This window comes from Paraburkholderia sp. EB58 (assembly GCF_050436665.1).
GTDB lineage: Bacteria > Pseudomonadota > Gammaproteobacteria > Burkholderiales > Burkholderiaceae > Paraburkholderia.
Genome location: NZ_JBNDMQ010000027.1, coordinates 26,774 through 50,721 on the forward strand (window position 1 = coordinate 26,774; position 23,948 = coordinate 50,721).

Annotated in this window: 22 protein-coding genes; 8 read left to right on the top strand and 14 right to left on the bottom strand. The window is 63.5% G+C overall.

The window, feature by feature from the left end:
* Positions 1 to 175 precede the first annotated feature (175 nt).
* Entirely contained in the window at positions 176 to 1,576 is a 1,401-nt protein-coding gene (mdtD, locus tag P3T40_RS30985) for a multidrug transporter subunit MdtD (protein ID WP_429271529.1), read from the top strand.
* Between the two features lie 80 nt (positions 1,577 to 1,656).
* Here mdtD and P3T40_RS30990 read toward each other — a convergent pair whose 3' ends face one another.
* The 3 genes from P3T40_RS30990 to P3T40_RS31000 all read right to left on the bottom strand — a co-directional run bounded on the left by P3T40_RS30990 (position 1,657) and on the right by P3T40_RS31000 (position 2,867).
* Positions 1,657 to 1,803 (bottom strand): DUF3096 domain-containing protein, encoded by a 147-nt coding sequence (locus tag P3T40_RS30990; RefSeq protein ID WP_074264617.1) that lies wholly within the window; start codon positions 1,801 to 1,803, stop codon positions 1,657 to 1,659.
* Positions 1,804 to 1,840: 37 nt separating this feature from the next.
* On the bottom strand, positions 1,841 to 1,963 hold the full coding sequence (locus P3T40_RS30995; protein ID WP_429271530.1) for a hypothetical protein: 123 nt from the start codon (positions 1,961 to 1,963) through the stop codon (positions 1,841 to 1,843).
* A 130-nt stretch (positions 1,964 to 2,093) separates the two neighbouring features.
* Positions 2,094 to 2,867, bottom strand: a complete 774-nt coding sequence (locus P3T40_RS31000; RefSeq protein ID WP_429271531.1) for an SDR family NAD(P)-dependent oxidoreductase — start codon at positions 2,865 to 2,867, stop codon at positions 2,094 to 2,096.
* Between the two features lie 313 nt (positions 2,868 to 3,180).
* On the opposite strand from P3T40_RS31000, the gene P3T40_RS31005 reads away from it, so the two are divergent.
* On the top strand, positions 3,181 to 3,921 hold the full coding sequence (locus P3T40_RS31005; RefSeq protein WP_429271532.1) for an SH3 domain-containing protein: 741 nt from the start codon (positions 3,181 to 3,183) through the stop codon (positions 3,919 to 3,921).
* Between the two features lie 49 nt (positions 3,922 to 3,970).
* Entirely contained in the window at positions 3,971 to 4,525 is a 555-nt protein-coding gene (locus P3T40_RS31010) for an ankyrin repeat domain-containing protein (protein WP_429271533.1), read from the top strand.
* A 64-nt stretch (positions 4,526 to 4,589) separates the two neighbouring features.
* Here P3T40_RS31010 and P3T40_RS31015 read toward each other — a convergent pair whose 3' ends face one another.
* The 3 genes from P3T40_RS31015 to P3T40_RS31025 all read right to left on the bottom strand — a co-directional run bounded on the left by P3T40_RS31015 (position 4,590) and on the right by P3T40_RS31025 (position 7,159).
* A complete protein-coding gene (locus P3T40_RS31015) occupies positions 4,590 to 5,339 on the bottom strand; it encodes a glycosyltransferase (protein ID WP_429271534.1) in 750 nt (249 codons plus the stop codon).
* Positions 5,336 to 5,935 (bottom strand): class I SAM-dependent methyltransferase, encoded by a 600-nt coding sequence (locus P3T40_RS31020; protein WP_429271535.1) that lies wholly within the window; start codon positions 5,933 to 5,935, stop codon positions 5,336 to 5,338. The genes P3T40_RS31015 and P3T40_RS31020 overlap by 4 nt, the downstream gene beginning before the upstream one ends.
* 96 nt (positions 5,936 to 6,031) lie before the next feature.
* Positions 6,032 to 7,159, bottom strand: coding sequence for an acyl-CoA dehydrogenase (locus P3T40_RS31025; protein ID WP_429271536.1), 1,128 nt, complete (start codon positions 7,157 to 7,159; stop codon positions 6,032 to 6,034).
* 203 nt (positions 7,160 to 7,362) lie between these two features.
* Between P3T40_RS31025 and P3T40_RS31030 the strand changes: the two genes are divergently transcribed.
* Complete coding sequence (locus P3T40_RS31030; protein WP_429271537.1) at positions 7,363 to 7,857, top strand: BON domain-containing protein; 495 nt, start codon at positions 7,363 to 7,365, stop codon at positions 7,855 to 7,857.
* 83 nt (positions 7,858 to 7,940) lie between these two features.
* Here the strand turns inward: P3T40_RS31030 and P3T40_RS31035 are convergent, their stop codons facing one another.
* From P3T40_RS31035 to P3T40_RS31050, 4 genes are all read right to left on the bottom strand, one after another.
* Positions 7,941 to 9,167 (bottom strand): acetate/propionate family kinase, encoded by a 1,227-nt coding sequence (locus tag P3T40_RS31035; protein WP_429271538.1) that lies wholly within the window; start codon positions 9,165 to 9,167, stop codon positions 7,941 to 7,943.
* Between the two features lie 4 nt (positions 9,168 to 9,171).
* Positions 9,172 to 11,556: a phosphoketolase family protein gene (locus tag P3T40_RS31040; protein WP_429271539.1), complete on the bottom strand. Its 2,385-nt coding sequence runs from the start codon at positions 11,554 to 11,556 to the stop codon at positions 9,172 to 9,174.
* A 158-nt stretch (positions 11,557 to 11,714) separates the two neighbouring features.
* Positions 11,715 to 12,383: an HAD family hydrolase gene (locus P3T40_RS31045; RefSeq protein WP_429271540.1), complete on the bottom strand. Its 669-nt coding sequence runs from the start codon at positions 12,381 to 12,383 to the stop codon at positions 11,715 to 11,717.
* A gap of 942 nt (positions 12,384 to 13,325) precedes the next feature.
* Positions 13,326 to 14,300: a MerR family transcriptional regulator gene (locus P3T40_RS31050; protein ID WP_429271541.1), complete on the bottom strand. Its 975-nt coding sequence runs from the start codon at positions 14,298 to 14,300 to the stop codon at positions 13,326 to 13,328.
* 318 nt (positions 14,301 to 14,618) lie between these two features.
* On the opposite strand from P3T40_RS31050, the gene P3T40_RS31055 reads away from it, so the two are divergent.
* Complete coding sequence (locus P3T40_RS31055; RefSeq protein WP_429271542.1) at positions 14,619 to 16,016, top strand: MFS transporter; 1,398 nt, start codon at positions 14,619 to 14,621, stop codon at positions 16,014 to 16,016.
* Positions 16,017 to 16,171: 155 nt separating this feature from the next.
* Here P3T40_RS31055 and ltrA read toward each other — a convergent pair whose 3' ends face one another.
* A complete protein-coding gene (ltrA, locus tag P3T40_RS31060; RefSeq protein ID WP_429271543.1) occupies positions 16,172 to 17,539 on the bottom strand; it encodes a group II intron reverse transcriptase/maturase in 1,368 nt (455 codons plus the stop codon).
* A gap of 680 nt (positions 17,540 to 18,219) precedes the next feature.
* On the opposite strand from ltrA, the gene P3T40_RS31065 reads away from it, so the two are divergent.
* Positions 18,220 to 18,426, top strand: coding sequence for a hypothetical protein (locus tag P3T40_RS31065; protein WP_429271544.1), 207 nt, complete (start codon positions 18,220 to 18,222; stop codon positions 18,424 to 18,426).
* Between the two features lie 133 nt (positions 18,427 to 18,559).
* Here P3T40_RS31065 and P3T40_RS31070 read toward each other — a convergent pair whose 3' ends face one another.
* The 3 genes from P3T40_RS31070 to glcC all read right to left on the bottom strand — a co-directional run bounded on the left by P3T40_RS31070 (position 18,560) and on the right by glcC (position 21,108).
* The gene (locus P3T40_RS31070; RefSeq protein ID WP_429271545.1) at positions 18,560 to 19,429 is read right to left on the bottom strand and encodes an MOSC domain-containing protein; all 870 of its coding nucleotides are present in this window, start codon (positions 19,427 to 19,429) and stop codon (positions 18,560 to 18,562) included.
* Positions 19,430 to 19,504: 75 nt separating this feature from the next.
* On the bottom strand, positions 19,505 to 20,098 hold the full coding sequence (locus P3T40_RS31075) for a cytochrome b (protein ID WP_429271546.1): 594 nt from the start codon (positions 20,096 to 20,098) through the stop codon (positions 19,505 to 19,507).
* A gap of 230 nt (positions 20,099 to 20,328) precedes the next feature.
* Positions 20,329 to 21,108, bottom strand: a complete 780-nt coding sequence (glcC, locus tag P3T40_RS31080) for a transcriptional regulator GlcC (RefSeq protein WP_429271613.1) — start codon at positions 21,106 to 21,108, stop codon at positions 20,329 to 20,331.
* 235 nt (positions 21,109 to 21,343) lie between these two features.
* Here glcC and glcD point away from each other — a divergent pair, with 235 nt between their 5' ends.
* Both glcD and glcE read left to right on the top strand, forming a co-directional pair.
* On the top strand, positions 21,344 to 22,843 hold the full coding sequence (gene glcD / locus P3T40_RS31085; RefSeq protein WP_429271547.1) for a glycolate oxidase subunit GlcD: 1,500 nt from the start codon (positions 21,344 to 21,346) through the stop codon (positions 22,841 to 22,843).
* 2 nt (positions 22,844 to 22,845) lie between these two features.
* Complete coding sequence (gene glcE, locus P3T40_RS31090) at positions 22,846 to 23,922, top strand: glycolate oxidase subunit GlcE (protein ID WP_429271614.1); 1,077 nt, start codon at positions 22,846 to 22,848, stop codon at positions 23,920 to 23,922.
* The last annotated feature ends 26 nt before the right edge of the window (positions 23,923 to 23,948 follow it).

Consider the following 23,948-nt stretch of genomic DNA (forward strand, 5'->3'; position numbering starts at 1 on the left):
ATTGTTATCGGCAACGGCGATAACAGTCAATGTCCTTAGTGGGGTTCCCGATTGACGCGTATGTCAATATCATGTCGGCATACCCCATTTTTTGCGTCGCATGGTCTCCCATCGCCGCCGGACGCCGTCAGGCGGCCGAGTTGCCTGAGGCCGCGCCGCCTGCCGAAAAGTACAAATGAGTAAGGATTCAAGCCAGACTGCGTTGCTCTGGATCGTCGCTGCCGGTTTTTTCATGCAGTCGCTCGACACGACGATCGTCAACACTGCGCTGCCCTCCATCGCCCATAGCCTGCATGAAAAGCCACTGGCCATGCAGCCGGTGATCGTCGCCTACACGCTGACCATGGCGATGCTGACGCCCGCCTCCGGCTGGCTCGCCGACCGCTTCGGCACGCGCCGGGTCTATTTCGCCGCAATCCTGATCTTCGTGCTCGGCTCGCTATGCTGCTCGAGCGCCCACACCCTGGGACAACTGGTGATGGCGCGGGTGTTGCAAGGCGTCGGCGGTTCGATGCTGTTGCCAATCGGACGCCTCGCCGTGCTGCGCAGCGTGTCGGGTGAGGAATATGTGGCGGCGCTCGCATTTATTTCGGTCGCGGGACAGGTGGGCCCGATCGTCGGTCCGACGCTCGGTGGCTGGTTCGTCGAGGCCATTTCCTGGCACTGGATTTTCCTGATCAACGTGCCCATTGGGGCAATTGGCCTCTTCGCGGTGAATCGTTATCTGCCGCGCAGCAGCACATCCGCTGCGCCGCCGTTCGATTTCTTCGGCTGCGCCCTGCTCTCGCTATGCATGATCGCGTTCTCGCTCGCCGTGGAAACGCCGGTGCAGACGCATCGTGCCGCGTGGGCCTCCGGCTTGTTCGTGCTCGGCCTGGTTGCCGCGCTCGCCTATGTGCCGTATGCAAAGCGCCGCGCCAACCCGCTCTTCAAACTCAGACTGTTTAGCGAACCTAACTTCAGTGTGGGCCTGATCGGCAATCTGGTGTGCCGCATCGGCTCCAGCGCGGTGCCGTTCCTGCTGCCGCTCCTGATGCAGCTGGAGCTCGGTTACACGCCGCTGCATTCGGGCATGATGATGCTGCCCGCCGCGCTCGCCGGCACCGTCGCCAAGCGCTGGATCGCGCCGCTCATCCGGCGTTATGGCTATGACACGTTCCTGCTGGTCAATACGGTGATCGTCGGCTCGGCGATCGTTGCGTTCGCATTGATCTCGCGCGGCACGCCGCTCTTCGTCGAAATTGCGGTGCTGGTCGTGTTCGGCGCGGCCAACTCGATGCAGTTCGCGGCCATGAACAGCGTCACCCTGAAGGGGCTCTCGCACGAGGACGCGGGCAGCGGCAACAGCCTGTTTTCGATGGTGCAGATGCTGGCAATGGGTCTTGGCGTATCGATCGGCGGCGGACTCGTGAATCTGTTCTCCGCGCAACTCGGTTCGCCGGCCATGGGGTTCCGCTTGAGCTTCGTGTGCGTCGGTGTGATAACGCTGGTCTCGGCGCTGGTGTTCCGGCGGCTCGAAGAAGCACCCGTTGTGGCGGCGTCGGTCAGGCGCGCGGCGCCCAGCGCGGGCCGTTGATTATTTAGTTGGCTACACGCGGTGACCGGCGAATGACAGGACGCCGGCGCCGTTGTCCAGGGCCAGGCGTCCAGCGTCGATCAACGAATGTGATCGCCGAACAGGCCCAGCAGGCCGATGATGATCAGATAAAGCGCCACGATGTAGTTGAGCAGGCGCGGCACGACGAGGATCAGAATGCCGGCGATCAGCGCCGCGAGCGGGCCCACGTTCGTCACGATATGCATGTTTTTTTTCTCCAGAATCGAAAGCGGAAAATGCCGCTCAGCCGACGTGCCGGCAACCCGGCTCGACCCGCCGCAGATGCAGCGTATCGGTTCGCACAGCGGCGAACGTCGCCTCCGGAGTAGCAAGCGCCGTACCTGCTCCGGATGCCTGCGCAGTCATGCGCATCGCATGGCGCGTACTGATGTGCTTTTGGCGCTGACGCGGCCCACTTGGGCCCGCGCTCCGCAGAACGAAAAGCGTGCGCGGGTTCATCCTCCGTCTCTTCCTGGCCAACCCAGCCCCCTCACATTCAATCCGGCAGACGAACACCAGAGAGCCGCTCGCAGGCGTCGAGCAGGCGCTCCTGCACCGACACGTCGTACACGACCGGATGCGGCTCGCGCGGCTTCATGTGATAGAAATACGCGCCGCTCACGGTCGCTGCAGGCTCATCGCTGACAGCGAGCCAGACCTGGGTCTTCGGTGCGGCTTCCAGATCGTCAGGCGCCTCGGCTCCGCCCATCTTCGTTGCCACCCAGCCGGGTTCAAGCGAAGTCGACAACACCTGCGGCCAGCGGCGCGCCATCGCAAACGCGAGTAGCGCGTCGTGCAGCTTCGAATCCGAGTAAGCCTGCGTGCCCTGCCATGGGCGCTTCTCCCAGGTGAGGTCCTGCAGCGTGCCGTCACCGTGCTGATGCAGCGCGGAACTCAGATAGACCAGCCGCCGCGGCTTTTCGATCAGCGCGGTCAGGATGTACGGTGCCAGCGTGTTGACGGCGAACACATGCGACAAGCCGTCGACGGTGGCGATGCGCCGCGGCTCGCGATAGCCTACCGCCGCGTTGTGGATGACGGCGTCGAAGCGGCCGAGCCGGTTGACCTCATCGGCGAGCGCGACCGTCTCAGCGATGCTCGACAGATCCCCCTGAACCGCGCTCTGCGCGCCTGGTGCGCCCTTTAATGCAGCCTGCGCGCGAGCCTCGTTGCGGCCGTGCAGCACGACTTCGTGTCCTGCGTCGATCAACAAGCGGGCAGCCATCTGGCCGAGACCATCCGCGGAGCCGGTAATGAAAATGCGTGACATGATGCCTTCCTTCAAGAATCAAACCGATGAATGGGGTTCGGTGCCTGGGTTGCCGCAGCGTGCCAGGTAACGCTTGCAGTCTGTGGTGAACGCACACCCTGAGGCGCGATGACGTCGAGCTTAGCCGCCGACGCGCCATCACGCGAGAGCCGGTGGGTCATATGGATCATGACCATTTATCATGAATAGTTCAGAGCAGATGCCACTTGGTATTTCGCATTGGCATTTTCGCTGACCGGGGTCGCTGCATAAGCGCCGCCCATCTGCTAACCTGACCGCGTCAACACTACAGCGTCCTTTAGGCGCGCTTCACATGCCCATTCGGCTTACCTCGCGGCCCACTGCGCTCAAGCTCACCACCCGCGCGGCGCTTGCCGCGCTGCTTTCGCTGCCATGCGTGGCCTTCTCCCAGGCGCAGGCCGTCACGAATCAGCCGGTCAACCTGATGGCCGGACCCGGCGAGGACTATCCGGTGGTCACTGGCCTCGGGCCCAATCAGCCGGTCGAGGTGATGGGCTGCGTCAGCACCTACGAATGGTGCGACGTAGCGCTCGACGACCTGCGCGGCTGGATCGACGGCAACGCACTCACCTATGCGTACGAAGGGAACTACGTGCCGCTCGAAAGCTATGGCGCGGTCATCGGCTTGCCCGTCATCGGGTTCTCGATCGACACCTACTGGGACCGCTACTATCACGGCCGGCCGTGGTACGGCGATCGCGACCGCTGGCGACATGGCGGGCCGCCTGGCTATCCTGGCGGCGGGCATCCCAATGAGCCCCCGCCGCACGGGCCGGAACCGTATCGGCCACCAGGCCAGCCGCAGCCGAATGGCGGCGCGCCCTATCGGCCGCCGATGCAGGAGCAGGGGCAACCGGTTTACCGTCCCAACGCCGGACCTGTGCCGCACGGCGGGCCGCAGCAACAGGCACCGTCGCAGCAATACGGCGGACGTCCGCCCGTTCAGGCGCCGCGTCCGCAACCGCAGCCACAGGCTCAACCGCAGGGGCGCGGGCAGCCCAATGAGGGGCATCGCGAGCCGCAGCCTCAGTGACGCCGGGGCTGCGTCCCGCACCGACCGATCTTATTGCACGGAGTCCACCATGACCGACGAACTCAACCCACCCAACGCGCCAGCCCAGGCCAACATGGTCCAGCCCGAGATTGACCCAGACCTGCAGGCAGTCGCGAGCGAAGTATTCGACCTCGCGCGGCGCGGTGACGCGGCCACGTTGGCAGCGGTCATCCGCAAAGGCGTACCGCCCAACCTGCGTAACGAAAAAGGCGACGGCCTGCTGATGCTGGCGAGCTATCACGGTCACGCCGACGCCGTGCGCACGCTTGCCGAACTCGGCGCCGATCCGAACCTGCGCAACGACAATGGCCAAAGCCCGATTGCCGGTGCCGCGTTCAAGGGCTTCAAGGAAGTCGTCGAAGCCCTGCTTGCTGCCGGCGCAGATGTCGAAGGGGCATCGCCCGACGGCCGCACCGCGTTGATGATTGCCGCGATGTTCAATCGGACCGAGATCGTCGACCTGCTGATCGCTCATGGCGCCGACCCGCAGGCGCGCGACGCGTCAGGTGTCACGCCTCTCGATGCGGCCAATCGCATGGGGGCGCCCGATACGCCCGCGCAACTTGCGAAGGCACGCACCTGATCAAAGAGGCCAACACCACGTCCACAGCCGGCACCAAAGCGGGATTCGCGGCCCGGTCCAAAGCCTAGTCGAAGGCCGGGTCCAGATCCGAGTCCAGAGCCCGGTCAAAGGCCGGGTCGAGTTCCAATTCCGGCGCCCGATGCTGCGCGGCGTCGTGCGCCAGCGCCGCGGCCCACGCGCACAGCGTATCGCCGAAGCCGCCACGCGCCCGGCTCGCGCGCCGCGCACTCGTCACCACACGCGGCGCCGCACTCCACGCGATGCGCGCGCCTGTCGCCTGCAACTGCTCCACCAGCGCGACATCCTCACTGCAGGCGAGCGGCGCGAAACCGCCTGCGCGCAGATAAGCCTGCGCCGACACGCCAAGGTTGGCGCCGTGCACATGCCGGTGCCCGTCCGCGTCCATGTAGGTCCGGCGGAAATAGTCGCGCAGTTCTTGCGGATGAGCCGTCCAGTCGTCGACGCAAATCGAGCCACACACCGCATCGGCGCCAAGCGCCAACTGCGCCGCAAGCCAACCGGGTGAGACGCGGCTGTCGGCATCGGTAAACGCCAGCCAGCGCACGCCCTCCTCCACCAACCGTTGCGCGCCGGCAGCGCGCGCGACACCGACATTGCGCGCCTGCAACGCGAGAGTTTCGACGCCGTAGTGCCTGGCAATCTCGGCGGAGCGGTCCGTGCAGTCGTCGAGTACCACGACCGTGCGCACCGCTTCGCCGGCGAGCGCCGGATTGCATGCTGCTGCGAGAATCGAGCTGAGGCAACGCGCCAGCGAAGCCTCCTCATTGTGTGCGGGAATCACGATGCCGATCATGCGAGCCCCTCTTGTTCAGCGACCGAGCGGGAGTCATGCGACCACACGTCGAGCAGCACATCCGGATCTTCGTGACGTACGAGCCGTGTCAGTCCGCAGCGCGCATCGAGCAATGCGTGCACGCACGCTGCCGTTTGCGGTGCGGCATCAAAAGGTCGGCGCCAGTGACAGGCCAGCAACGTGCCGTCGGGCGTAAGCGAGCTCTTGATGCGTTCGGCCAGTTGGTCCAGTCCGGACGCGTCCAGGTAATAGGCCAGTTCGCTGATCACGATCAGGTCGAAGGAGCCGTCGGGCCAGTCCTGCGGCACGCTGCGGCACTCGACTTGCACATGAGGCGTGGCCGCCACACGCTCAGCGGCGAGGCGCACGGCGGTCTCGTTCAGGTCGGCCGCGAGCAGATTGTCGCAACGGTCGGCAAGTTGTGCCGACAGTTCGCCGTTCCCGCAGCCCGGCTCGAAGGCGCGCCGGTAGCGCTCGCGCGGCAGCATGGCCATCGTAAGCAGGCGTTTGCGGCGCTCGTACCAGCGGTTGCGAAAGCCCCAAGGGTCGTCGCACGCGTCGTAGAGCGCGTCGAAATAGCCGTCGGAGGAAATCATATCGGACTCCTTGTCATCCACCCTGCGGCCCGCCGCCAGTAAGCGGCGGACGCGCCTTATTTCTCTTGCATGCCTCTCACGGCAACCCAGCGACCCTTAAAGCTCCCACGGATCGCCGTGGTCGCCGCGCTGTCCCAGCGTGCGTTCGCCGAGCGCGGCGAGATCGCGCTCCGCGTGGCTCTGTCGGAGGAACACCGGCAGATCGGCCATCGCCCGTGCAAACCGTTCGTTACGGCAGAGCGGCGCCGCGCCGAGCGCCCGGCCCGCGTGCTCCACCACCGTGGTGGCAGCCGCCTCGACCACGAGCCGCGCGCGCATCGCCGCACTCTGCATGTCGCCGCCGGGATGCGCGTCGATCTGGAGCGCGGTGGCGCGCAACACCGCCGCCGCCCCCGCCAGCGCGACATCCACGGCGCCCATGTGCGCGAGGCGATGCGCGTCGGGGCGAGCGGCAACCGCCTCGGCCATCATGCTTGCGAGGCCCGCAGCCGCGCCGTACCAGCACGCGGCAATTCCCGCACCGCCCTGCCAGAACCCGGCCCGTCGGACATAGCCATGCGGCGCGCCGAGTTGGACCGCTCGTGTCTCATCGAAGCGGACGTCACCGCTCTGCGTCGCGCGCATGCCGACCGCGTGCCAGTGATGCGTGGTGATCGAGATCGACGGCTGGTCCATCGTGAGCGCCGCCAGTACCGGTTCGTCACCGACCCAGGCGGTCACCAGCGCGTGGCTGACTGCCTGCGCGCCGGAGCACCATGCTTTGGTGCCGCTGAGCCGCAGTTGACCGTCAGCGAGCGGCGTGGCGAGGACGCGTGCGTCGGGGGCTTCCGCCGCCCACACCCCCCAGCGGCTGCCGGGAGGCACATGAGGCGCGTCCAGTTCAGCGAGGATCGCGAGCGCGTCGGTGTGACCTTCGAACAGCTTGACGAGACCGAGATCGCGTGCGGCGACCGCCGCCAGCGCACGCCACCGCGTGAGCGTTCGACCGCTCCCCGGCAAGGGCAAACGGTCATATCCGGCATCGACCATCTGCTTCAGCATTTCGCCGAGTGCGCCGGGGTCTGCCGCGTCGAAGCACGCGCGATTGAGGAACGCGTCGAGGGCAGCGAGTGGATTTTTTACAGAGTCCTGATGATTGGCCGCGACCGGATCATCGTCATTTGCGGCGCCACGGGCACGCCGCTTTGCCTCGTGATTGGCTGCACGAATACGGATATCAAGCATCTGGCCTCCCTTGACCGCGTCGAATGGGCTGCGCGGCCGTTGGGAAACCGCAGCGCTTGCCCGTGTTCGAGCAAGCGTCGTGCCGTGCCCTGCAATTCACGTGCGCAGCGCGACTCGAGCGAAGCTCGCATAATGGCGAGGCGCGCCCGCGGGGCGTTCTGGCGCCCGGCTGACGAGCGCCGTGCGAAGGAGATCAGAGCCCGATGAAACCCGTCCTTTCAAACGACGACGCATTGCAACGCGCCGTACTTGCCGAGTTAAGCGCGGCCGGCGTGTCTGCGGGCCACGTCGGTGTCACCGCGCAGGCTGGCATGGTGACGCTGTTAGGCCACGTGGAGCACGCCGCCCAGAAGCATCAGGCCGAGAGCGCCGCGTTGCGGCTCAAGGACGTCAAGGCGGTGGTCGTCGCCATCGAGATTCGCAACACGAACACGACCAAACAGCGCGATGACCAGCTCGCCGCGGAAGTGCTGACGCGCCTCGCCTGGGACACGTGGGTGCCGCGGGATGCAATCAAGGTCAAAGTCGAACACGGATGGGTGACGCTGATCGGTCAGGTTGACCGGAATGAGCAGAAGGCGGCCGCGCTAGAGGATGTCAGCAGGTTGTTCGGCGTCGCGGGCGTATCCGATCATATGACCGTCAAGGCCGGTGGCACCGCGCGGGCGACCGGGAGCAAGCCCGGCAAGCGTGTTTGAGTGTGTTTGAGCGCCGTTGCGCAATGGCATGGGTACGTCGTCACGGCGTCAAGGCACAAACCGCGCACGGACACGCCCATGTGTTATTGCGCTGGTTGCCCCAGCAACGCCCGGCAATGGCGCGCAATCTGCCGCTCTTCCTCGGTGTGCATGACCCGCACCTTGCCGGCGGGGTCCTCGGCCCTCAAGCCCATGAACTCGAGACCCGTGCAGACACGCCGCCGCACTTCGGCGCTGTGCTCACCTATACCGCCTGCAAACACCAGCAGGTCGATCCCGCCCAGCAACGCAGCATAGGCGCCCACATATTTGCGCACGCCCGTGGCAAACGCGTCGATCGCCAGTTCGGCGTCCTGATCGCCTGCCGCGCTGCGCTTCTCCAGCGCCTGCATATCGCCCTCGCCCCCAGTGAAGCCGGCGAGGCCGCTCTCGCGGTTCAGCAGCGTTTCGAGCTGGTCCGCGCCGACGTGCTCGGTGCGCATCATGTAGAGCAGCACGCCGGGGTCGAGATCGCCGCTGCGGGTGGCCATGGGTATGCCACCGGTCGGCGTGAGCCCCATCGACGTATCGACGGAGCGCCTATCACGCAGCGCGCACACGCTCGAGCCATTGCCCAGATGCGCAAACACCGCGCGTGCAGGCAGATCGTTACCGAGTTGCCGCACCAGCGATTCATACGACAAGCCGTGAAAGCCGTAGCGAATCACACCGGCCTCGGCGTAGCGGCGCGGCAACGCGAGTTGCGAAGCCACCGCTGGCATCGTGCGATGAAAGGCGGTATCGAAGCAGGCGTAATGCTGCGCGTCGCTGAAAATCTGCATGGCCTGATCGATCAACGCCAGCGCCGGCGGGATATGCAGCGGCGCAAAATGCACCGCCTCCTGCAGTTGTTGCCTGACTTCGGGCGTGAGAAGCTGATGCTCGCGCAGATGAGGCCCGCCATGCACCACCCGGTGCCCAACCGCTGACGGCCGGGTATGGCCATGCTCCGCCAATGCGCCGGCGAGCTTCTGCAAGGCGTCGGTTTGCGACTCCATCAGATGTGCCTCTTGTAGCAGAACGGTGCCGTCCGCGGTTTGAATCTTCAGGCTACCGTCCGGCCGGCCGATGCCCTGCGCGCTGCCTTCCAGCAGAAGCGTTTCGTCATCCTCATCGGTGCTGGCGTCCGGAGAACCCGCCGCCGCGCCGCCGCCCGCTGCTGCGCCGGCACGGCCAGCCTTGAAGAGGCCGAACTTGAGCGACGACGAGCCGCTGTTCAGGACGAGAATCGTCGCCGGATTCTTCTGCGTCTGGATCTGCGTGTCGCCCATCACCCTAGCCCGTCCATGTCCAGTTGCGGATCTCGTCCCTGTCGATGCCCTCGGCATGCGCATACGCGACATGCTCGATGATCTGGCCGCGCAGCCACTCCTTGACGTGATCGCCGACACCCCGGAGACCCGGTACGCGATCGATCGCGTCGATTGCCAGCGAGAAGCGGTCGACCTGGTTGATGATGGCTAGTTCGAGCGGCGTATTGATGTTGCCCTTCTCGTGATAGCCATGCACGTGCAGGTTCTCGTGATTCGCGCGGCGGTAGGTAAGCTTGTGCACCAGCGACGAATACGAGTGGAAGTTGAAGATGACCGGTTTGTCACGCGTGAACAGCGAATCGAAGTCGCGGTCCGACAAGCCGTGCGGATGTTCGGTGTCGGGCATCAGCCGGAACAGGTCGACCACGTTGACGAAGCGGATCTTCAGCCCGGGAAACTTCTCCTTCAGGATCTGCACCGCCGCCAGCGACTCCATGGTCGGGATGTCACCCGCGCAGGCCATCACCACGTCCGGCTCAGCACCATGATCCGTCGAAGCCCAGTCCCAGATGCCGATGCCCTTGGTGCAGTGAATCACGGCCGCCGCCATGTCGAGGTACTGCAAATGCGGCTGCTTGTCAGCGACGATCACATTGACGTAGTCGCGCGAGCGCAGGCAATGGTCGGCCACGCTCAGCAGGCAATTGGCGTCGGGCGGCATGTAGATGCGCACCACGGTGGGACTCTTGTTGGTGACGACGTCGAGAAAACCCGGGTCCTGGTGCGTAAAGCCGTTGTGATCCTGACGCCAGACGAGTGACGTGATCAGCAGGTTGATGGACGGCACCGGTTGCCGCCATCTCAACTCGAGCTTCGCTTTTTCCAGCCATTTGGCGTGCTGGTTGAACATCGAATCGATCACGTGCACGAATGCTTCGTAGGTGGCGAAAAGGCCGTGCCGGCCCGTGAGCACGTAGCCCTCGAACCATCCTTCGAGTGTGTGCTCGCTGAGCATTTCCATCACACGGCCGTCCACCGACAGCTCGCCGCCGTCCGCGTCGCTGGGCTCGAAATTGGCCAGCCACGTTTTCTCCGATGCCGCGTAAATCGCAGTCAGGCGGTTGCTGGCGGTTTCGTCCGGGCCGAACACGCGGAAGTCGCTCATATTGCGCCGCATGACTTCGCAGAGAAATTTGCCGAGCACATCCGTGGGCGACACATAGGTTGTAGCGGGCGAACCGACCTCGACGCCGAACTCGCGAAAATCCGGCATCTCGAGCGCCTTGCACAGCAACCCGCCGTTCGCGTGAGGATTGGCGCTGATCCGGCGCGAACCGGTGGGCGCGAGTTCACGCAGCTCGGCAACCAGCCGGCCGTTTTCGTCGAACAGTTCTTCGGGCCTGTAACGGCGCATCCAGTCTTCGAGGAGTTGCAGGTTCTTGTCGTTGGTGGCGGGATCGAGAATCGGCACCTGGTGCGCGCGCCAGGAACCCTCCACGCGATGTCCATCCACTTCCTTAGGGCCCGTCCAACCCTTCGGCGAACGCAGCACGATCATCGGCCAGCGCGGCCGCTCGGCACGGCCACTGTCGCGCGCCTGCTGCTGAATCGAGCGGATCTCTCCGATACAGTGTTCGAGCGTGGCGGCCATTTTCTGGTGCATCGCCTCCGGCTCGTCGCCCTCGACGAAATACGGCTTGTGTCCGTATCCCGTCAGCAGCGCCTCCAGTTCCTCACGCGGAATGCGGGCGAGGATGGTTGGATTGGCGATCTTGTAGCCGTTCAGATGGAGCACCGGCAACACGGCGCCATCGCGGATCGGATTGAGGAATTTGTTCGAATGCCATGAGGTGGCGAGCGGCCCCGTTTCCGCTTCGCCGTCGCCCACCATCACGGTGACGATCAGATCCGGGTTGTCGAACGCCGCGCCATAACCGTGCGAGAGGCTGTAGCCAAGTTCACCGCCTTCGTGAATCGAGCCCGGCGTTTCCGGCGTGCAATGCGAGCCGATCCCGCCAGGAAACGAAAACTGGCGAAAAAAGCGCTGCATGCCGGCTTCGTCTTCGCTGCGGTCCGGATAGATCTCTGAGTAATGGCCTTCAAGGTAACTGCTCGCCAGGGTCGCCGGCGCGCCATGGCCGGGACCGGCGATGTACACGACATTCAGGTCGAGTTTCCTGATCAGGCGATTGAGGTGAACCAGCAGGAAACTCTGACCGGGATCCGAGCCCCAGTGCCCGAGCAGGCGCCGTTTGATGTGTTCGGGCTTCAGCGGTTCGCGCAACAGCGGATTGTCGCGCAGGTAGATCATGCCGGCCGCGAGGTAGTTGCATGCGCTCCAGTAGCGGTCCATCTTGCGCAGCGTTTCGGCATCCAGCACCGGGGTCTGGGTGTTGATCTCGGCCATCGGGTCACTCCATGGTATGGACTGCCTGTTGAGAATACGGGGATCAGAAGTTCCACTTTCCGTCCGGGGTGTGACAAACGTGGGACAGCAACGTTCGCACCAGCCGCGCGTCAGGCTGCATTTCAGGCCACCCCTCAGGCCGCTTCTAAAGCCGTCCCTCAGGCCGAAAACACCGCGAGATCCATGGTGGCCAGTTCGCCGATATGCTCGATCGTGATATCGGCCGGGGGATACGTGACAAGATTGGCCTTGTCCAGCGCGTAATGCCCCTGGCGTGGAAAGACCGTGATCAACCGCTCCTTCCAGATCTGCTTCATCGCGGCAAGGATCCGCAGCTTGTCATCGATCATGACGTAGCGGCGGGCCGGGTAGCGTTGCACGACCTCGTCGAGCATCTGCTCCTTGTGGATGTAGATCAGCACGCGCCCTTCCACCGCGTCCCAGAGACCCGACTGCTTGATCTTACGGGGCTGGAACACGACGTCACCGTCGGACAGGATCACCGTCGGTCCAAGCGTGCGCAGACGCGCGAGTGCCGCGAGCACGTTGGGAAACAGGCGGGTCGGAAACGGATAGTCGATCAGGAACGACGACATCAGCATCAGCCGCGTATCGCACTGACGCTCCTGCCGGTAGCGCTGCAGCGCCCCGAGGTAGTCGGCGTAGCCGAGCTCGCTGCGCAGTGTTTCGAAGATTTCCCAGTACCGGTCACTGCTCGCGCCGAACTCCTGCTTCAGATGGGTGCGTAAATCCGCCACCACCTCATCGTTGTTCAGCAGTGTGTTGTCGACATCGAGCAGGAATACGACTTCTTCAGGCGCGCTCATATGCTAGGTTCCTCCACAAGCGATAGTGTTGGGTACAGTCGCCTCGCGCGGCGTGCGCCGGCAGGTGGCCATACCTTGGGGATCGGCGAAGCGGTTTAGCCGGTATTGATCATACCCGCGCTGAGGCGACGGCGTCGTCAAGGTGGGCGACGCCGTCGCTCCGACGTAATCGCACAAGAAAGTGCGGACGAGAAAGTGGGATGATCCAACAGTCCGTTGAATGATAAGTTATCCGAACTGAACTCGCGCCGCGGAATGCCGTCGTGAATCAGGTTGGGTGCGAATGAGATGCGCAGCGAACTGCGGCTGGATCGAAGCGTGACGCACGTTCGACGCGCAGACAAAAAGATGCGCGCTCCCGGGACCAAAATGGGCGCGCGCAATACACTTGCTACACGGCGGCATCAACCGGACCGGGGAATCCATTGCTCGACGCCTCCGCACTCTTAGATTACGCGGATCCGCTGCGGACTAAAAGCGATAAATCTGCGTCAATGCCGATTCATTGCCATCCCGGCAAATAAAGGCTTCAGCGTTTCAACATGGGAATCAACCAGCGGTAGTCTGATTAAATGATGTTTCGACGCATGATGTCTGCGATGAACCGGATATTGTCCTTCCTGTACCGGCCGCTGCACGGGCGATGGTGTGGCGTGATCGCTCGAGGCAAAAAAAAGCCCGCTCTAATACGCGGGCCTAAACGTTCGGTGGAGAACGTTCCAGAAAGCCGTTTAAATTTAGCCTGGAAAAATTCATTGTCAATGAAGAGTTGTTTTCCTGTTGTCCGCTTATTCAATAAAGAGGGCATGACACTCGTCGAATAACATCAATAATCAGATCAATTCATAACGAACGAATCGAAATTGAATAAGTATGATGTGACCGGCGGCTTCCTGTCGCCCTCGCCCCTTTAGGCAGCGGGCGAGCCGCCGCGTAAAGGATTCAGCCAGCATCCGACGCCCAGCGTTCCTCGCGCGCAACTCGCTCGAGCGCCAGTTCGAACATCGCGCGGGCGCGATTCGCGACCTCCGCCAGATAGCGATGCAGTGCCGCATCGGCCGGCGTGCGCGACATGCAGTCGTCGCTGTATTGCTCGAACGATGATAATTGCCGCACCAGATCGGCCAGATGGCGCGGGCACTCGCAGGCAATGGTCGACGAGCGCCCGGCGATCGACGCGAGCGCTTCGTCGGAATAGCGGCGCGGCGTGCGAGCATAGAGCTCGGCCGAATCGCGAGGCTGCGTGGCGGGCGCGAGGTCGTGCAGTATCTGCATGGCCAGCGACTTTTCGAGCGGCTCGCGATAGACCCGCACACCGGAATAACGCAGCGCATTCACGCTGTGCTCGGTGCCGAATGCATAGACAACGGCGACCACCTTGGCATGACAGGTCTCGCCGAGCGTGAGGATCGCTTGCACCAGTTCGTCCTGCAGCGAGGCCACGTGAATCACCAGCGCATCGGTTTTCAGCGGATGTGCCTGGGCGTCCTTGATATCGTCGAATACGGTCAGCCGCTGCTGGCTCGCGGATTGCAACGCGGGCAGATCGCCACGCAAGCGTCGCGCCAGTGCCACGCCGACGATTACGAGTGTCGACTCGGCGGCACTCTCTGCCAGATTGGGGGGAGAGGCTGCCTCGGCATAGGTCAGCGCGAGACGGTCCAGCTGATCGAGTTCCAGCCTCGCGATCGAACCGATCGCATGACCGCGTTCAACCAGTTTCTTCAGCACGATCAACCGCTGTACGTCTTGCGACGAGTAAAGGCGTTGCCCCGAAGCGCTCTTGGGCGGCGACACGACGCCGTAGCGCCGTTCCCAGATGCGCAGGGTCGTGACGGGCATCCGCGCAAGGCGCGCGGCCGCGCCGCTGCGATAGCACGGAAGGCTGTTTTTCTCTTCGTCGCTGGTGGCTGACATGGCAATGAGATGCTCGGGAAGACGGCCGTGGGACCCTTGCGCTCCGTACCAGCCTGACGCATTTATGAGTCGGTTAAGTCTCATTGTAGGACGCTGTTCAGACTCAAATAGCCGTGAGTTGTAATATTTATCGAGTCATTTACGTTTCATTCACATTTCGCGATTTACGAAAACGGATTAAGCGATCCCTTCTCCGTATTCGTCCGCATTGCGAACGCGCGCGGGGCCGTGCGAAATTGCCGCCAGCCAGTCACACGCTCGGCGGCCAACCTTACAGAATTCTTAAGACATCCAGAACATCTAGAACAAGAGGCGTACATGTCCACACAAAAGGCGGCTGAAATCGCTGCCCGGTTTGACCGGTTGCCCCCTTCGCGCACCGTCTGGATCATGGTGATCCTGATCTCGCTGGGTGGCGTGTTCGAGTTCTACGATCTGTTCTTTACCGGCTATGTCGCACCTGGCATGGTCGAGTCGGGGCTGTTCAAGCCCGAATCGCTAGGCTTTTTCGCGGCGCTGCAGCCGCTCGCGGTGGCCGGCTTCGGCACCTTCGTGTTTGCCACCTTCGCCGGCCTGTGGATCGGCACGGTGGCGTTCGGCTTTGTGGCGGACCGCTTCGGGCGGCGTCTTGTGTTCACGTGGTCGCTGATCTGGTACATGGTCTGCACGATCATCATGGCCTTTCAGACCTCGGGATTCGCGCTCGATATCTGGCGCCTCATCTCCGGCATCGGTATCGGCGTCGAGCTGGTCACCATCGACACCTACATCTCCGAGTTGATCCCGAGCGGCGAACGTGGCCGTGCGTATGCCGTCAACCAGTTCATCACCTTCTCGGTCGTGCCGGTCGTTGCGTTCCTCGCCTATGCGTTAAAGGGCACGCAGCCGTTCGGCCTCGAATATTGGCGGGTGGTGATCCTGATCGGCTCGGTCGGCGCGGTAATCGTCTGGATCCTGCGCCGCAAGATCCCCGAGAGCCCGCGCTGGCTCGCGCGGCACGGGCGCATCGAGGAAGCCGAGCGCATCGTCGCCGATATCGAACGCCGTGTCGCTGCCGAGAAAGGCGTGGTGCTGCCGGCCCCTCAGCCGGTCTCGCCCGAACAGTCCGGCACCGGTTCATACAAAGAGATTTTCGGGCCGCGCTACCGGACCCGCACCATTCTCCTGTCGATCTTCAACATGGCCCAGGTGATCGGCTTTTACGGCTTCGCCGCGTGGGTGCCGACGCTCCTGATCCATCGCGGCATCCACGTGACGGCGAGCCTCGGGTACGCCTTCGTGATTGCCATCGCCAATCCGTTCGGGCCGCTCCTCGGCGTGTGGTTCGCCGACAAGCTGGAACGCAAGACGCAGATTTGCGGCGGGCTGATTACGATGGCCGTGGTTATCGCAGTGTTCTCGCAGGTTTCCGCGCCGTGGTTGCTGATCGTGCTGGGCGTGCTGTTCACGCTGGCCGCGAACATCATGTCCTATGCGTATCACGGCTATCAGGCCGAGTTGTTCCCAACGCGGGTGCGGGCCCGGGCGATCGGCTTTGTCTATTCGTGGAGCCGGATTTCCGCCGCGTTTGCGGGGCTGGCTATCGGCGTTCTGTTGCATGGGTACGGCGTGCCGGGCGTGGCGGCGTTCATCGGCGTCTCGATGCTGGTCGGGATCTGCATGATCCTGCTCGGGCCGTCGACACGCGGACTGTCGCTCGAGACCATCAGCCATTGATTCGTACGCGGGCGCCTCAGCGGATCCTCTGTAACGTGTCAGATGGATGACGATCGATACGCCCAAATCGGGATAGGGGCAGGCCTCGCGGCCCGACCCCTCCCACACCACCGTGCGTACGGGTCCGTACACGGCGGTTCGGATCGGTTGATCGACTACTGACATAAAGATGGAAGACCGAGGGACCGCAGGAAGCGGTTGGTCAGTGCGTGCTGGAGCGCGGGGCTATTGCTCAGTCTCCATGCAGCGTGCGGAGAACCCGCCGTCTGGGCGGCAAGGTCCCGGCTGACACCACGCGCGGTCAACTCCCGGAATCGCGTTCGGCCCCGCTTCCACTGCTTCCAGAAGAAGCAGCGTACGCGACGGCGTACCCATTCATCCAGGCGCTGCAGCACGCTTGGCGTTTCGCAGAAACCGAAGTAGCCACGCCAACCCGTCAGGTACCGGTTCAGCGTGCCGATCATCTGGTCAGCGCTGACCCCTCGCGTGCGTTGAGTCAACTCCCGGATTCGATCCTTGAAGCGAGCCAGCGCCTTGGGCGCAATGCGCCGTTTGACCTGTACCCGGTTCGAGAAGGCGAATCCGAGGAATTTGCGCGTGTGTGGCCGCGCGACCGCGCTCTTCGCCTCATTGACCTTCAGCTTCAGCTTGCCGGTGAGGAAGGCTTTCAGCCCCACCATCACCCGTTGGCCCGCGCGTTCGCTGCGTACATAGACGTTACAGTCGTCGGCGTACCTCGCGAATCGCAGTCCGCGTCGCTCAAGCTCCCGGTCGAGGTCGTCGAGCATCAGGTTGGATAACAACGGTGACAGCGGACCGCCCTGGGGCGTCCCTTCGTCCGTTGCCCCAACCAGCCCGTTTTCCAGCACGCCCGCCGTCAGGAAGGAGCGGATCAGCTTCAGGACTCGCCTGTCGCTGACACGCTTTGCCACCCGGCTCATCAGGATATCGTGGCTCACGCGATCGAAGAATTTCTCGATATCCAGATCTACCACCCATCGATACCCCGACAGGATGTAGCTTTGTGCCTTTGCCACGGCCTGATGCGCCGAGCGTCCCGGCCGGAAACCATAACTGGAGTCCGAGAACGTTGGGTCCCACTGCCTTTGCAGCACCTGCAAGACCGCCTGCTGAATGAATCGATCAAGTGCGCACGGGATGCCGAGCTTGCGCACGCCACCTCCATCCGGCTTGGGTATCTCGACCCGTCTGACAGGTTGTGGCTTGTACGTGCCTTCCAGCAGCATGGACCGTATCGTCGGCCAGTGCTCACGCAGGTACGCCGGTAATGCCTGAACCGTCATGCCGTCCACGCCCGGTGCACCTTTGTTTGCTCTCACACGTTTCAACGCCTGCTTCAGGTTCTCCCGTTCACAGACTTCCTCCATCAGTCGGTCACACGCCGACGGGCTTTCAGACTCGGGGTTCGCCGCCATAGGTTCAGCCCCTCGATAGCCAGTCCTCGGGGCTTCACCCCTACCTCCGGCATCAAGGACGCGATGCGTTTTCTGCTGCGTTCCCATGTCGAGTTCTCCGGCTTATTCGCCGCTCCTCTCCGTTTGGGCCTTCAGGCATCGCTGCCCTACTATGCCCGCTGCTGACTCCTGCACGGTGGTCAACGACCCTTGCGAGCCGTTCAGTCCTGAGTCCAGGACACCGGGCAGGCCTCCCGAGGTAAGCACAACCGCCTTCACCACACGCCTGCCAGATCTACCACCCCGTGCCTTGATGGTTATGGACTTCGCGATCATTAGCTCGCTCGTCCGCCCGGGTAGGCCTCATATCTGGTTTCTGTTCGTCAGGTCGTGGTTTTGCTATACGCATCCTTCAGACCCCGCCTCGCGACGACGCCCTTGCGTTTCACTAGCCCTTCACCACCATCAGGTTGGGCAGGGGACTTGCACCCCCAAGCTGCTGCGCATGCTCGGCGCACTAAAAGAAAGGCCCGGCTACGAGCCGGGCCTGCAAAGGTTACCCCGCTGCAAAGGCCAAGGGGCAACTGGACGTGACTATCGGGGGAATGCTGATTGCGCCGGGCGATGGGTTCGACCTCGGGCGGATGACCCCAATGTATTCGCTCTGACTTAAAGGCACCTTAAGCTCGTACACAAGTTTGCTATCAGGAGTGCGCGTGCCCCCTCGTCGCTGCGGCAATCAAGGATGCGATGCATAATTAGCGACGACAACCAACGGACGCGCAGTCATGACGGAACGTGAGAGCGGAACAGCAAGCACTGTAACGGCAGGCGAGGCCAAGGGGATCTCGAGCCGCGCGTCGAAGGAGCCCACGCCGTCGCCCAGATCGTATCGGACCTTGTGGGTCATTGTGCTGACGCTGCCGGCTACGATCGCGGGGCTCGCGATCGCCTTCGAGATCTTCGGTCTGCTCTTGCGCCTAAGTTTGCATTGATCTGAAATCGCCGCCGCAAAGCTCAGAAAATAAAGCCCGTATTGATGAATTGCGGCCCGTGGTCCGCGACGATGGCATCGAGGAATGCCTTGGTGCTATAGGTCTGCCTGGCGGCGATCATCAAACGGATTGGCTAATCGTCGAAGCCCAGTTCGGCATCGACCTGCTGGCCGAGTGCCAGCACCGCGCCGAAGCCCGACGACACGATCGCATTCTGACCGAACGTGAGCGCGCCGCCGAGCCGCGCATTGCCACGGTAGACGCTCATCGTATCGAGCGGTTCGTTCGGCCAATCCGGATCGGGGAAACCGCTCGCCTGATCGATGGTGGGGATCGGACAGCGCGCGCACGGCTTGACGAGGTGAAGCTGCACCGCTTCGTCACCGACCCAGACCGTGAGATTTTCCACATAATCTTCGTCGTACGCGTCGAGACCCGTGAAGACCAGGTTGGGCCTGAAACGGTTCATCGGGATCGGCGGTGCACCTTTGCCGGCCAGACGCCGGTTCAGGTCGGCAAGCGAGGCTTCGCCCAGCACCAGCAAGGGAAAACCGTCGGCAAACTGGGTGATCGCTGCAATATCGCCCGTCCATAGCGGATCGACCACGCGCCGTACCGCGGGATCGAAGCGCACGAGCCGCGCGGGCACGCCGAGGAACTCCGAAAACCAGGCCTCGGTTTGCGTGCCGGTATCGAAGGCCGACATCGTATCGCGCCACACCCTGGTCTCGATCAGCGCCGGCCGTTCGAGCGCCGCCACGGAGAGTGGCGTACGCAAGTCAGGCATGCCGGGCGCCGAGATAATCAGCTCGCGCTCGACCAAGCCAACGCGGATAAGCGCGAGTCGCCCATGACTGCGCTGAGTCAGCATGAGTCCGGTGGGGTCGACCACCATCCAGTTACGGTCGTATTCCAGACCCGTGTCGAGAAGCCGCGCTTCCTTTAATGCAATACCCGCGCACGATTTGATCGGATAGATGTATAGACCGCTGACGGTTGGCATGGTGGATGGATTTTTTATAAATGCGTTGAGACCGATTGTAGTGCGAGTTGCCCGCCTGGTTCGCTGAGAAAAATATCAGTGCTTCCCCGCGCGTCCCGTCATCCGGCCCAGCAGATCGATGCGCTGGATCAACTGATGGTAGATCACCGCGAGCACGTGCCCGGCGATCAGCGCGTACGTGACGTATGCGAGCAGATAGTGCACGCGCGAACCGAGATGAGAGAGGGCTTTGTCCTGTGGCACCACCGCAGGGACCTGGAACAGCCAGAACCAGTTCACCGCGTGACCGCCGCCATAGGAATTGATATAGCCGCTGATCGGCATGGCAAACAGGATCACATACAGCAAGCCGTGGCCGATGTGCGCGAGCGTCTGCTCGGCGGCGGGGATGCTGGCCGGCAGAGTCGGCGCGGTGCCCGACAGCCGCGTGACCACGCGAATCAGCGTCAGCAGCAAGATCGTAAGGCCGATCGACTTGTGCAGGTTAAACCAGTTGTTCCGCAGCGGATCGTGACGGTCGAGGTTGGTCATGTACCAGGCGAGCGGAATCACGACGAACATGCACAACGCGGTCAGCCAGTGCAGCACCCGTAGCGTGAGGCTATAGGTCAGGTGGCTCGACGGCATGGCGGCGCTCGCCGGAGAAGAAGTTTGCGATGGACGGGACATGACGAAGGCCTTTCGATCGAATCCAGACGAGAAAAGCGTGACATAGAAATAAGGCAAGCGCGCTGGTGGTCCGCTTGCCGTGTATTACGCGCCGTTACATACGCCGTCACCTGGTTTGGCGCGTCATTCACACGCCATTCATCTGCCATCATCGTGCCATTTACGTGCCACTTTGGCGCCATCAAATCGCGCTATCCGCTGTCAAGCTACTCAGTTCGCCGAAGCAATCTTCATTCCCAGCCCTCAAGCCTGAGGGTCGCGCGCACAAGCCGCTGTTCCTCCTGCTCGATCTCCCTGAGACTCTCGCACATGCCGGTGACATGCGCACTCGCCGCCTTGCGGGCCTGTTCCGGTAGTTTGCCGGTCACGGCGTTATAGAGCCGTGCATGTTGCCGGTCAATCACGCGCTTGTACGGTTCCCGGTGGTATAGGTTGTTGACCGACGCGAATACCGAACTCAACAGCAGGTCGGTCAGCGAGCTCAGCGTATGGACCAGCACAGGGTTATGCGACGCTTCGCAGATCGCCAGATGAAAGGCATGGTCGAGCCGAGCGTGCGCCGAGGCGCTGGTTTCCTTGCCGTGCGCAGCGATCATTTCCTCATAGCGCCGGGTAATCATCACGAAGTCGGCGGGCGTGCCGCGCAATGCCGCGAGCCTCGCGGATTCGGCCTCGAGCATGCCGCGCACTTCAAAGAGGTCGTACAGCGTGCGCGGTTGAGAGCCAAGCAGATGCATCAGCGGCGAGAGTGCCGGCTGCGCCGTGAGGCTTGCGACGAACGAACCCTTGCCCTGCGACGTCTCGATGATGCCACGCGCCCGCAGCAGCTTGAGCCCCTCTCTGAGCGCGGTGCGCGAGACGCCGAGCTTTTCGGTGAGGCGCCGCTCGGACGGCAGCGCGTGACCGGACTTGAGCACCCCATCGACGATCAGACGCTCGATGCGCTCGGCAACCACGTCCGCCACCTGGCGGCGGCTGTCTGAATCCGCTGTCTGCAACGATTCCTGCATCACTTTCTCACTGGTATGACCATGTGAAAATGCTATCACGATCTGCTCCAGGCGATCGCGCAGTAGCCCTTCACGCAATGGATCACGGGCTCAGCACGCTTTTCCGGCTTGCTCAAAAAGTGGTATGACCAGTGCACCGGCCTGTCGACACGCCCCGCCGTAGGCGGAACAATCACGGCTTGGACAGGCTTGCGGGACCGTTTCCAACGGCACGACGCCGGCCGAGGAGACCCCCATGAGCTATCACTACGACGAGACAATCGACGGCCCGCTCGTCACGCACGATAAGGCGGCCGTGGTCACGCAACTGCAGGCCCGCGTGCCGGACCTGCTGATCCTGCACGAGCAGGAAGACCTGCGCCCCTTTGAATGCGATGGACTCGCCGCCTACCGCACCACGCCGATGCTGGTCGCGTTGCCGGAGCGGACCGACCAGGTGCAGGCACTGCTGCGGTTCGCCAGCGAGCAGCGCATCCCGGTGGTGGCGCGTGGCTCGGGCACAGGTCTGTCGGGCGGCGCGCTGCCGCTCGAAAAAGGCATCCTTCTGGTAATGTCGCGGTTTAACCGCATCCTCGAACTCGATCCCGAAGCGTGCACCGCACGCGTGCAGCCTGGCGTGCGCAACCTCGCCATTTCGCAGGCGGCCGCCCCGCATGGCCTCTACTACGCCCCCGACCCGTCGTCGCAGATTGCCTGCTCGATTGGCGGCAATGTCGCGGAAAACGCCGGCGGCATCCATTGCCTGAAATACGGCCTGACCGTGAACAACATTCTGAAGCTGGAGATCCTCACGATCGACGGCGAGCATCTCACGCTCGGCTCCGAGGCGCTCGACGCTCCCGGTTTCGATCTGCTCGCGCTCTTCACCGGCTCCGAGGGGATGCTCGGCATTGTCGTCGAAGTGACCGTGAAGCTGCTCACAAAGCCGCAAAGCGCGAAGGTATTGCTGGCCAGTTTCGACAATGTTGGCAAGGCCGGTGCAGCGGTGGCGCAGATCATCGGCGCCGGCGTGATTCCGGGCGGCCTGGAAATGATGGACAACCTCGCGATTCGCGCCGCGGAAGACTTTATCCACGCCGGCTACCCCGTGGATGCCGAGGCCATCCTGCTATGCGAAGTCGACGGCGTCGAGAGTGATGTCCGCGAGGATTGCGAATGCGTCGAGGCGCTGTTGCGCAGCGCGGGCGCCACCGAAGTGCGGCTTGCCAAAGACGAGGCAGAGCGGCAACGCTTCTGGGCGGGCCGCAAGAACGCCTTCCCGGCGGTCGGGCGCATTTCGCCCGATTACTACTGCATGGACGGCACGATTCCACGCCGCGAACTGCCGGGCGTGCTCAAGGGCATCGCGGAGCTGTCCGCCGAATACGGCCTGCAGGTGGCCAACGTGTTTCATGCGGGCGACGGCAACATGCACCCGTTGATCCTGTTCGACGCCAACGCGCCGGGCGAGACGGAGCGCGCCGAGCAGATCGGCGCGCGCATCCTCGAACTGTGCGTGGCGGTGGGCGGCAACATCACCGGCGAACACGGCGTGGGCCGCGAAAAAATCAACCAGATGTGCGTGCAGTTCAACAGCGATGAACTGAAGGTGTTTCACGCGCTGAAGGCCGCTTTCGATCCCGAGGGCCTGCTGAATCCCGGCAAGAACATCCCGACGCTGCATCGCTGCGCCGAGTTTGGCTCGATGCACGTTCATCACGGCAAATTGCCCTTCCCCGAACTGGAGCGTTTCTGATGATGCGAGCCGAACTGCACCTGAACGACGACAGCGAGCGCCTCGTCGACGAGGTGGCGCGCTCGTTCGTTCGCCGCGCGCCTTTGCGCATTCGCGGCGGCGACAGCAAATCTCACCTCGGGCGGCCGGTCAGCGGCGCCGAGATCGACACGCGCTCGCATCGCGGCGTGGTCAGCTATGACCCCACTGAACTGGTGATCACCGCGCGCGCCGGCACGCCGCTCGCGGAACTGAATGCGGTGCTCGACGCCGCCGGCCAGATGCTGCCCTGCGAGCCGCCGGCCTTCGGCGGCGCTGCGACGGTAGGCGGCGCGGTCGCCACAGGCCTCGCCGGTCCACGCCGGCCATGGGCCGGTTCGGTACGCGATTTCGTGCTGGGCTGCCGGGTCATCACCGGTGAAGCGAAGCACCTGCGCTTCGGCGGCGAAGTCATGAAGAACGTGGCGGGCTACGACATGTCGCGCCTGCTGGCCGGCAGCTACGGCTGTCTCGGCCTGATCACCGAAGTCTCCCTCAAGGTCCTGCCGCGACCGCGCGCCCAGCGCAGCCTCACGCTCGAACTGGATGCAGGCGAAGCGCTGCGCGAACTGGCCGCGTGGCGCAAGGCGGTGTTGCCGGTCAGCGGCGCGTGTTATCTCGACGGCCGGCTGCATGTGCGGCTCGAAGGCGGGACGGGGTCGGTGGCGGCTGCGGTGGACCGGATCGGCGGCGCGGATCTGGAGATGGGCTTCTGGGAGGCGCTGCGCGAGCACCGCCTGGCATTTTTCGACGACCCGCGCCCGCTCTGGCGACTCTCGCTGCCGAATTCCACGCCGCTGGCCGCCAGTGCCGCGCTGCCCGGTGCGATGCTGATCGACTGGGCCGGCGCGCAGCGCTGGCTGAAAAGCGACGCGCCAGCCGCGACGATCCGCGACGTTGCGGCAGCGGCCGGCGGCCACGCCACCTGCTTCACGCCGCTCGCCGGCGCCGAGCCGTTTCAGCCGCTGGCCGCCCCGCTGCTGCGCTATCACCAGCAACTGAAGCAGCGGCTCGACCCGCGTGGGATCTTCAATCCGGGCCGGATGTACGCCGACCTTTGAGCACAAGCTGAATGCAACTGAGCGCC

Coding starts and splice junctions, on each gene's coding strand:
- mdtD (WP_429271529.1), top strand. CDS start 176: ATGAGTAAGGATTCAAGCCAGACTGCGTTGCTCTGGATCGTCGCTGCC.
- P3T40_RS30990 (WP_074264617.1), bottom strand. CDS start 1,803: ATGCATATCGTGACGAACGTGGGCCCGCTCGCGGCGCTGATCGCCGGC.
- P3T40_RS30995 (WP_429271530.1), bottom strand. CDS start 1,963: ATGACTGCGCAGGCATCCGGAGCAGGTACGGCGCTTGCTACTCCGGAG.
- P3T40_RS31000 (WP_429271531.1), bottom strand. CDS start 2,867: ATGTCACGCATTTTCATTACCGGCTCCGCGGATGGTCTCGGCCAGATG.
- P3T40_RS31005 (WP_429271532.1), top strand. CDS start 3,181: ATGCCCATTCGGCTTACCTCGCGGCCCACTGCGCTCAAGCTCACCACC.
- P3T40_RS31010 (WP_429271533.1), top strand. CDS start 3,971: ATGACCGACGAACTCAACCCACCCAACGCGCCAGCCCAGGCCAACATG.
- P3T40_RS31015 (WP_429271534.1), bottom strand. CDS start 5,339: ATGATCGGCATCGTGATTCCCGCACACAATGAGGAGGCTTCGCTGGCG.
- P3T40_RS31020 (WP_429271535.1), bottom strand. CDS start 5,935: ATGATTTCCTCCGACGGCTATTTCGACGCGCTCTACGACGCGTGCGAC.
- P3T40_RS31025 (WP_429271536.1), bottom strand. CDS start 7,159: ATGCTTGATATCCGTATTCGTGCAGCCAATCACGAGGCAAAGCGGCGT.
- P3T40_RS31030 (WP_429271537.1), top strand. CDS start 7,363: ATGAAACCCGTCCTTTCAAACGACGACGCATTGCAACGCGCCGTACTT.
- P3T40_RS31035 (WP_429271538.1), bottom strand. CDS start 9,167: ATGGGCGACACGCAGATCCAGACGCAGAAGAATCCGGCGACGATTCTC.
- P3T40_RS31040 (WP_429271539.1), bottom strand. CDS start 11,556: ATGGCCGAGATCAACACCCAGACCCCGGTGCTGGATGCCGAAACGCTG.
- P3T40_RS31045 (WP_429271540.1), bottom strand. CDS start 12,383: ATGAGCGCGCCTGAAGAAGTCGTATTCCTGCTCGATGTCGACAACACA.
- P3T40_RS31050 (WP_429271541.1), bottom strand. CDS start 14,300: ATGTCAGCCACCAGCGACGAAGAGAAAAACAGCCTTCCGTGCTATCGC.
- P3T40_RS31055 (WP_429271542.1), top strand. CDS start 14,619: ATGTCCACACAAAAGGCGGCTGAAATCGCTGCCCGGTTTGACCGGTTG.
- ltrA (WP_429271543.1), bottom strand. CDS start 17,539: ATGGGAACGCAGCAGAAAACGCATCGCGTCCTTGATGCCGGAGGTAGG.
- P3T40_RS31065 (WP_429271544.1), top strand. CDS start 18,220: ATGACGGAACGTGAGAGCGGAACAGCAAGCACTGTAACGGCAGGCGAG.
- P3T40_RS31070 (WP_429271545.1), bottom strand. CDS start 19,429: ATGCCAACCGTCAGCGGTCTATACATCTATCCGATCAAATCGTGCGCG.
- P3T40_RS31075 (WP_429271546.1), bottom strand. CDS start 20,098: ATGTCCCGTCCATCGCAAACTTCTTCTCCGGCGAGCGCCGCCATGCCG.
- glcC (WP_429271613.1), bottom strand. CDS start 21,108: ATGCAGGAATCGTTGCAGACAGCGGATTCAGACAGCCGCCGCCAGGTG.
- glcD (WP_429271547.1), top strand. CDS start 21,344: ATGAGCTATCACTACGACGAGACAATCGACGGCCCGCTCGTCACGCAC.
- glcE (WP_429271614.1), top strand. CDS start 22,846: ATGCGAGCCGAACTGCACCTGAACGACGACAGCGAGCGCCTCGTCGAC.